We start from the raw sequence: 235 nt of genomic DNA on the forward strand, positions 1-235 counted from the left end.
CAACTAGCGGAGTGGTAACTAATGGGATTTCAGGAACCACATATACGATAGAATACACGAGTCCAGGAACCTGCGGAACAAGTAGCACACAAATGGTAACTGTTTTAACCTCCGGGAATGCTTCTTTTACTATGACTGCAAATTGTGATGGCGGAACCGCAAATATCATAGGAGATACTGGCGGAAGTTTTGTTTTTAACCCAATAGCAACGGATGGTGCAATAATAAACGCAAC

General features: G+C 42.6%; 1 protein-coding gene. It reads left to right on the forward strand.

All coding sequences use genetic code 11. The features are described from left to right. Positions 1–235: hypothetical protein (locus ACVCZW_RS03695; RefSeq protein WP_452231674.1), on the forward strand; the 235-nt coding region annotated here is incomplete at both ends.

The sequence above is a fragment of the Lacinutrix sp. MEBiC02595 genome, assembly GCF_053601555.1.